The following is an 8008-nucleotide window of genomic DNA, read 5'->3' as shown; positions in this document are numbered from 1 at the left end:
ATCCCCCCGGCGTTTCTCCTTCCTAACTCCTCCTCCGCGCCTCAGCCCGCCCCCCCCCAACCCCCCCCCCCCACACCCGGGGCCGCCCCCCACACCGCCCCGGCCCCCCCCCCACGGCTCTTGCCTGTCCGTCCTGCGCCTCAGCGCCCTAGGTCTCAGGGCGTCAGCGGCGGGCGGGGTCCGTCCTGGCCGGGATCGCGCGGCTGCTCCGGCTCGTCGTGCCTGATGACCTCGCCCTGGACGACCTTGCCGTCCGGGCGGCTCATCCTGGCCTGCTGAGCCTGCTGGAAGGCATCGCCGAAGCCGCCGGGGCCTGCGGCGCGCATCCGGCGCTCCAGCGACCGCTCGACCCGCCGGCTGAGCAGCGTGCGCACCGGCGGAATGAGCAGTACGAGGCCGACGGCGTCGGAGACCAGCCCCGGCAGCATGATCAGCAGGCCGCCCAGCATCAGGAAGCCGTTGCCGGAGGTGGGTTTCGAGCTCTCGTCGGTGCTCTCGGGGGCGTTCTGCTGCTGCCGCTGCGCCTGCTGAAGGGTCTCGGTGAGATTGCGGAAGGCCCGGCGGCCCGCCCGCTTCACGACGACCGCGCCGAGGAGACCCGCGCCGACCAGCAGCGCCAGTACGGTCAGCCCGTTCGTCGCACCGGCCACGACGGTCAGCAGCCAGATTTCGAGCACCAGCCAGACGGCGATGCCCAGAGGGACAAAGGTGCGCGCGCGAGAGCGCTTCGAAACTGCGGGAGGCGGTGCGCCGGTCGTCATGCTTCCAGTGTGCCTGGCGGCGGCGCGCGTTGTCGTACGAGGGGCGGACAGCGCTATTTGTCAGTCACGCCCCGGCGGCCGAGCACGCGGTTGGCCCGGGTCCCGACGCCCCACGCGGTGACCCGCCAGAGCGCCTCCACGAGGATGTCCCGGCTCATCTTGGAGTCGCCCAGCTCGCGGTCGACGAAGGTGATCGGCACCTCCACGACATGGCAGCCGGACTCGACGGCACGGCGCGCGAGGTCGACCTGGAAGCAGTACCCCTGCGAGGCGACCTCGTCCAGGCCGAGCCGGTCGAGCGTCTCCGTACGGAAGGCGCGGAAGCCGCCGGTGATGTCGCGCAGCGGCAGGCCGAGCAGCGCCCGTGAGTACGTGCTGCCGCCGCGCGAGATCATCTCCCGTGTCCTCGGCCAGTTCACCACCCGGCCGCCGGGCACCCAGCGCGAGCCGAGCACGAGGTCGGCGCCCTTGAGCGCGGTCAGCAGCCGGGGCAGTTCCTCGGGCTGGTGGGAGCCGTCGGCGTCCATCTCGACCAGGACGCCGTAGCCGTGCTCCATGCCCCAGTGGAAGCCGGCCAGATAGGCCGCGCCCAGTCCTTCCTTGCCCTTGCGGTGCAGGACATGGACCTTGCTGTCGTCGGCGGCGAGTTCGTCGGCGATCTTTCCGGTGCCGTCGGGGCTGTTGTCGTCGGCGACGAGGATGTCGGCCTCCGGGACGGCCGCGCGCAGGCGGGTGACGGTCCGTTTGATGTTCTCCGCCTCGTTGAAGGTCGGGATGATCACCAAGGCTGCGCCGAGCGGGCCGTACTGCCTCTGACCACCGTCGTTCACAACTGCCCCTTAATCGCCGTACGCAGAAGTACCACCTTAGCGAGCACGCGAGGGGTCGCTGTCCACGCGGTGGCGGGGTGTACCGGATGACCTGGCACCGGGCGGGGCGATCCGGGGCCTGCGGATCGGGTCCCGGCGTCCTTCGGGCCGACCTGGGACCCGCCGGCTGCGAGTCGACCGAGAGCCGTTGTCTACTGAACGCCGGGGCCCTACCCGGGTCGCACCCGCCGACCGGCGGAAACTTTCCCTCGCCCCCGAGTCGCGGGCACTGAACCTGGCTCCCAGTGGCGGTGCGCCGGTGCGGCACACCACCCCATGGTCCAGCGGCGTTCGACGACTGCGCGGGAGTTGCCGGTCGGACGTCCTTTGGTGGACCCGGCCGAACCTACCGGCCGGTCAGTGCCTGCTGTCAACACTGCTTTGACCTGCGGCATTTATCTGTTTCAGCAGGTCAGCGGGGAAGATGCGCTGGTCGCGCCGGTGACCGGCGGGCATCGGTCGGCGGAACGGAAACGCGGGGACATCACTCGTTCGGTCGCAAGAACACCGTTCGCCCGCCCACCACCGTCCGCAGACAGACCGGCAGGGCCGCGCCCGGCGTGAGATCGGGCAGGCCGGGCGTCCCCGAGCGCGGGTCGGTTGACCAGCGGGAGACCCGGTCGTCGGGCGTCTGGACGATCAGCTCCGCGGTGCGCCAGACCGCGTAGTCGGCGGGCGCGCCGGGCACGAGCAGACCCGTGTCGTCCCGGCCCGCGGCGCGCCCGCCGCCGCGCGTATGGGCGGTGAAGGCGGCGCGTACGGAGATGCGGTGGGCGGGTGTGCGGTGGAAGGCGGCGGCCCGGATGGTGCCCCACGGGTCGAGCGCGGTCACCGGGCTGTCGGAGCCGAAGGCGAGCGCGACACCGGCGCGCAGAAGGGCGGCGTACGGGTTGAGGGTCGCGGCGCGGGTCTCGCCGAGCCGGTCGGCGTACATGCCCTCCTGGCCGCCCCACGCCGCGTCGAAGGCGGGCTGGACGGAGGCGGTGAGGCCGAGTTCGGCGAAGGCGGCGACGGTCTCGGGGATGAGCATCTCGGCGTGCTCGACCCGGTGGCGGGCGGCCCGGATCCGGGAGAGGCCGAGGGTCTCGGCGGCGGCGCGGGTCCCGGCCACGACCGCGCCGATCGCGGCGTCACCGATGGCGTGGAAGCCGGCCTGGAGACCGGCTTCGGTACTCGCCGTGACGTGCGCGGCGATGTCGGCGGCGCCGAGGTGCGCGACGCCGGTGTGGGGCGCGTCCGCGTACGGCTCGTGCAGCCAGGCGGTGTGCGAACCGAGCGAGCCGTCCACGAAGAGATCACCCGCCGCGCCGACGGCTCCGAGTTCACGGATCCGCGCCGCGCCCTTGGCGTCGCCGACCGGCTCGGCCCAGTAGCCGTGGACGCGTGGGCCCGCCTCGTCCTCGGCCAGCCGGAGCAGCCCGGTGAAGTCGTCCTCGCCGGAGATGTCGGGGCCGGCGCACTCGTGGAGCGTGCCGATACCGAGGGAGGCCGCGTGGGCGCGCGCGGCGCGCTGGGCCCCGGTGCGCTGCGCGGGCGTCACAGCGGCGTGCGCGGCGGCGCGTACGGCGTGGTGCGCGTCGCCGGTCAGCGGGGCGTCACGGTGGAATCCGGCCAGTTCGCTGACGCCGGGGACCAGGTCGAGCAGGGCGGTGGTCACCACGGCCGAATGGACGTCGACGCGCGTCAGGTAGAGCGGTCGGCCGTCAGCCGCCTCGTCGAGTTCCCGCCGGGTGGGCGGACGGCGCTCGGGCCACCGCGAGGCGTCCCAGCCGTGCCCGATGAGCACCCGGTCACCGGGGTGCGCGGTGCGGTGGGCGCGTACGAGCGCGAGGGCGTCGGCGAGCGTCCCGGCGCCGGTCAGGTCGAGTCCGGTGAGGGCGAGGCCGGTCGCGGTGGTGTGGACATGCGCGTCGGTGAACGCCGGGGTGACGAGGGCGCCTTCGAGGTCGACGGTCTCGTCGACACCCGAGGCGAAGGAGTCGGCGGCGCCTTCGGAGCCCACCCAGGCGACCCGGCCGCGTTCGACGACCATCGCGGTGGCGAAGGGGTCGGCGGGACTGTGGACTTCTCCACCGCGCAGCAGCACGGTGCGGGGTTCGCTCTGGGTGGCGGCGCGATCGTTCATGCGCCCCAGTCTCCCGCCTGACGGCACGAGAACGGCAGCCAGGGGTACGCACCGCAGCCCAGGGCCGGCGAGTGAGCCGAAGGGCGCGCCGCTGTCGAAAGGGAGAGCGCGCAGAGGCCCCGGGGAACGAGGGGCTGAGCACGGTCGACCGTCGACACCGGCTCAAAGCGCCCCGGAGGCGAACCGAGCCCTAGAAATGTGGCGGCCGGGCTTCGTACGGGGTGGACAGGACCACCGTCGTGCGCGTGGAGACGCCCGCCAGGGTGCGGATGCGGGTCAGCAGGTGCTCCAGCGCCAGCGGCGTCGCCACCCGCACCTTGAGGATGTAGTTCTCCTCCCCGGCGACGCTGTGGCACGCCTCGATCTCGGGGATCGGGGCCAGCCGCTCCGCGATGTCGTCCGGCGCGCTCGGGTCGAAGGGTTTGACCGAGATGAACGCGGTCATGGGCAGGCCCACGGCTTCCGGGTCCACCACGGCGGCGTAGCCGCGTACCACTCCGCGCTGCTCCAGCCTGCGGACGCGCTGATGCACCGCCGATGTGGACAGACCGGTGGCCTTGCCCAGGTCGGTGTAGCTCATCCGCCCGTCCTTGACGAGCAGCTCCACGATCTGACGATCCAACTCCTCCATGCGGATCAACCTATTGCCCATGGTCACTTCCGGCACAGTCGGCGGTGTACCGGATCGTCACCTGCGCCGGGCATGTGACGAACACCACAGGTATGTCACGGGGTCCGTCGAGACCTTACGGTTACCTGCGGCGCGCGACGGGAATTGCTTGCTGTGGTCGAGGCCGCACGTGGCTGTCGGCCCACCCGAGGGGGAGTGCCTGAATGCAGAGCCTGAAGCGCGCCGGACGTATCGAACCGGAGCCCGTTGAACCCGTCGAGGCCGATGAGCTCGACTTCTACGACACCTTCGAGATGTTCCGGGTCGTGTGCCCGGACTGCTCCCAGCCGATCGCCCTGCTGGCCGACGAGGACAGCCTGCCGGAGCACGCGCTGTGCCCCAGCCCGTGGAACCCGTTCGTGCTCACCGTCTGTGCGGGTACGGGCCGTTCGGCCCTGGACGCCCCGCCTGCCGACGAGTCGCTCGACGCGCAGGAGCAGGACACCGCACTTCTGCTGACGCTCCCTCAGGGACTGGACTGGCGCACGCAGCCGTTCTCCCACGCGGGCGGCCCGGGTTCACGCCCGGTCAAGGTGTCCCACCTGCGCCGCCAGGCCGCCTGATGCTTCAGTACATCGAACTTCCCTGTCCCGTCCGCCAGTTGACGACTGCTGACGGACGGACCAGTACGGACTGACAAGTACGGACCCGCCAGTGCGGACGGACTTCAGCGGGTCTCCGGCCCCGCCAGATGACGGGCGATCACCATGCGCTGGATCTGGTTGGTGCCCTCGACGATCTGGAGCACCTTCGCCTCGCGCATATAACGCTCGGCCGGGAAATCGGCGGTGTAGCCGTAGCCGCCGAGCACCTGAACGGCGTCCGTGGTCACCCGCATCGCCGCGTCCGTGCAGAACAGCTTCGCCATCGCCGCCTGCCGCGAGAACGGCAGACCCGCGTCCCTCAGCCGCGCCGCCGCGAGATACAGGGCCCGTCCCGCCTCGATCCGGGTGGCCATGTCGGCGAGCATGAAGCGCAGTCCCTGGAAGTCGGCGATGGGGCGGCCGAACTGCCGCCGCCCGGTGGCGTATTCCACCGCCTCGTCCAGGGCCGCCTGGGCGACGCCCACGGCGCAGGCGGCGATCCCGAGCCGGCCCGAGTCGAGCGCGGAGAGGGCGATGGCGAATCCCTGCCCCTCGTCGCCGATCCGTCTCTCGTCGCCGATCCGGACGCCGTCGAAGTGGAGTTGGGCGGTGGGCGAGCCCTTCATGCCCATCTTCTTCTCGGGTACGGCGGCGGCCAGTCCGTCGGCGTCGCCGGGCACCAGGAAGGCGGAGATGCCGCCGGCGCCCTCGCCGCCCGTGCGCGCGAGGACGGTGTAGAAGTCGGCGATGCCGCCGTGCGTGATCCAGGCCTTGGTGCCGGTGATCACCCAGTCGTCGCCGTCCTTGACGGCTTTCGTGCGCAGCGAGGCGGCGTCGGAGCCCGAGGCGGGCTCGGAGAGGCAGTACGCGCCCAGCAGACCGCCGCCCAGCATGGCGGGGAGGTGCTTGGACTGCTGGCCGGGGGTGCCGTACGCGGCGAGGGCGTGGCAGGCCAGGGAGTGGACGCTGACGCCGAGTCCGACGGTGAGACGGGCCGCGGCGAGCTCTTCCAGGACCTGGAGGTAGACCTCGTACGGCTGGTCCCCGCCGCCGTGTTCGGAGTCGTAGGGCAGGCCGAGCAGTCCCGATTCGGAGAGCAGGGTGAAGGTCTCCCGGGGGAAGTGGCCCGCCTCCTCCTCTTCGGCCGCCGTGGGGACGATCTCCCGCTCGACGATGTCGCGTACGAGCGCGAGCAGGTCCTTGGACTCCTCGGTGGGCAACTGACGTTCCACCGTGCGCGGGGCGCGGTCGGGCATGGCGGCGCTCTCCTCCCCTGTCGGGACGGTACGGCGGCCGCGCACTGGGTGTGGGCGGCGGTCACCGGTCGAGGCCCGGGGTGTCACCGGGCCGGAATACTGCCCAACCGATGCTGCCTTCCCGGGTTACGGGAGCGGCTGACCAGCGGCTGTGGCGCGTTGAGTATGCCCGATCGGCGGGGTGCAGTCACGGGTGATCAGTTCCTGTCCGGATTCCGTTTCGGTTCCGTTTGCCCGGCTTCCGGCCTCCGTCGCGCTCACCGGGAAGTTGGTCCGCACCATTGACCCAGTGGTCTAGTCCTTCTACCGTCCGGGTGAACACACTTCGAGTCCATGCCAAGTCGACGGCATGGAACCCGATCTCCCTCCCCACGAGGAGACCTCATGCTCAGACCGCACCGTCCCCGCGCCCGCTTCCGGGCGCTCATCGCCGCAGCCTGTACGGCTGTTCTCGGCGTATCCCTGCTCGCCGCCGCCGGTACCGCGGCGGCGGACCAGGAGAAGGCCCCGGCGTCCCCCACAGCCGCCGGTGAGAAGGTCATCGGATACTTCGCCAACTGGGGTGTCTACGACCGGAATTACCACGTCAAGAACATCGAGACCTCCGGGTCCGCCGACAAGCTGACGCATATCAACTACGCGTTCGGCAACGTCCAGGGCGGCAAGTGCACCATCGGTGACTCCTTCGCCGACTACGAGAAGGCGTACACCGCCGACCAGAGCGTCGACGGTGTCGCCGACGCCTGGGACCAGCCGCTGCGCGGCAACTTCAACCAGCTGCGCAAGCTCAAGGAGAAGCACCCCGGCCTCAAGGTGGTCTGGTCGTTCGGCGGCTGGTCCTGGTCGGGCGGGTTCGGTGAGGCGGCGAAGAACCCCGCCGCGTTCGCCAAGTCCTGCCACGACCTGGTCGAGGACCCCCGCTGGGCCGATGTCTTCGACGGCATCGACATCGACTGGGAGTACCCGAACGCCTGTGGTCTGACCTGTGACACCAGCGGGCCGGACGCCTTCACCAACATGGTCTCCGCGCTCCGTACGGAGTTCGGCGGCGACAGCCTCGTCACCGCGGCCATCACCGCAGACGCGTCCGACGGTGGCAAGATCGACGCCACCGACTACGGCGCGGCGGCCCAGTACCTCGACTGGTACCTGCCGATGACGTACGACTTCTTCGGCGCGTTCGCGGCGCAGGGCCCCACGGCTCCGCACTCGCCGCTCACGTCGTACGACGGCATCCCGCAGGAGGGCTTCAACTCCGACGCGGCGATCACCAAGCTGAAGGCCAAGGGCGTTCCCGCGGAGAAGCTGCTGCTCGGCATCGGCTTCTACGGGCGCGGCTGGACCGGGGTCACCCAGGCCGAGCCCGGCGGCAGCGCGACAGGCGCGGCTCCCGGCACGTACGAGGCGGGCATCGAGGACTACAAGGTCCTGAAGAACACCTGCCCGGCCAACGGCACGGTGGGCGGCACGGCGTACGCGCACTGCGGCAACAACTGGTGGAGCTACGACACCCCCGCCACCATCGGCACCAAGATGGACTACAAGAACGAGCAGGGCCTGGGAGGCACCTTCTTCTGGGAGCTCAGCGGCGACACGACCGACGGTGAGCTGATCAAGGCGATCAACTAGGTCCTGTCCGGGCGATCTTGCCGGATCAGCCCGGGGCGTCTGGTGCGGTGCATCGCAAGGCGCCGAAGTGCCCGCAGGGCGGTTTCCTGTGGGCACTTCGGCAACGCGGCGAGG

7 protein-coding genes are annotated in these 8008 nt (G+C 71.2%); 2 read left to right on the top strand and 5 right to left on the bottom strand.

Features of this window, described 5'->3' with window-relative positions; all coding sequences use genetic code 11:
- Window positions 1-155: 155 nt before the first annotated feature.
- The 4 genes from fxsA to ACFWV8_RS37855 all read right to left on the bottom strand — a co-directional run bounded on the left by fxsA (window position 156) and on the right by ACFWV8_RS37855 (window position 4386).
- Window positions 156-761, bottom strand: coding sequence for an FxsA family membrane protein (gene fxsA / locus ACFWV8_RS37870; protein ID WP_384215026.1), 606 nt, complete (start codon window positions 759-761; stop codon window positions 156-158).
- Between the two features lie 53 nt (window positions 762-814).
- Window positions 815-1591, bottom strand: a complete 777-nt coding sequence (locus ACFWV8_RS37865; protein ID WP_384215025.1) for a polyprenol monophosphomannose synthase — start codon at window positions 1589-1591, stop codon at window positions 815-817.
- A 523-nt stretch (window positions 1592-2114) separates the two neighbouring features.
- Entirely contained in the window at window positions 2115-3755 is a 1641-nt protein-coding gene (locus ACFWV8_RS37860; protein WP_384215024.1) for an amidohydrolase, read from the bottom strand.
- A 190-nt stretch (window positions 3756-3945) separates the two neighbouring features.
- Window positions 3946-4386 (bottom strand): Lrp/AsnC family transcriptional regulator, encoded by a 441-nt coding sequence (locus tag ACFWV8_RS37855; RefSeq protein WP_329390342.1) that lies wholly within the window; start codon window positions 4384-4386, stop codon window positions 3946-3948.
- Window positions 4387-4589: 203 nt separating this feature from the next.
- Between ACFWV8_RS37855 and ACFWV8_RS37850 the strand changes: the two genes are divergently transcribed.
- A complete protein-coding gene (locus tag ACFWV8_RS37850) occupies window positions 4590-4988 on the top strand; it encodes a hypothetical protein (protein WP_384215023.1) in 399 nt (132 codons plus the stop codon).
- A gap of 104 nt (window positions 4989-5092) precedes the next feature.
- Here the strand turns inward: ACFWV8_RS37850 and ACFWV8_RS37845 are convergent, their stop codons facing one another.
- The gene (locus ACFWV8_RS37845; RefSeq protein WP_384215022.1) at window positions 5093-6265 is read right to left on the bottom strand and encodes an acyl-CoA dehydrogenase family protein; all 1173 of its coding nucleotides are present in this window, start codon (window positions 6263-6265) and stop codon (window positions 5093-5095) included.
- A 384-nt stretch (window positions 6266-6649) separates the two neighbouring features.
- Between ACFWV8_RS37845 and ACFWV8_RS37840 the strand changes: the two genes are divergently transcribed.
- Entirely contained in the window at window positions 6650-7894 is a 1245-nt protein-coding gene (locus ACFWV8_RS37840; RefSeq protein WP_384215021.1) for a glycoside hydrolase family 18 protein, read from the top strand.
- Window positions 7895-8008 lie beyond the last annotated feature (114 nt).

Origin of the sequence: Streptomyces sp. NPDC058665, from assembly GCF_042714995.1 — a bacterium.
GTDB lineage: Bacteria > Actinomycetota > Actinomycetes > Streptomycetales > Streptomycetaceae > Streptomyces.
The sequence above is the reverse complement of the archived record's forward strand: the minus strand, read 5'-3'. Positions and strand labels throughout refer to the sequence as shown.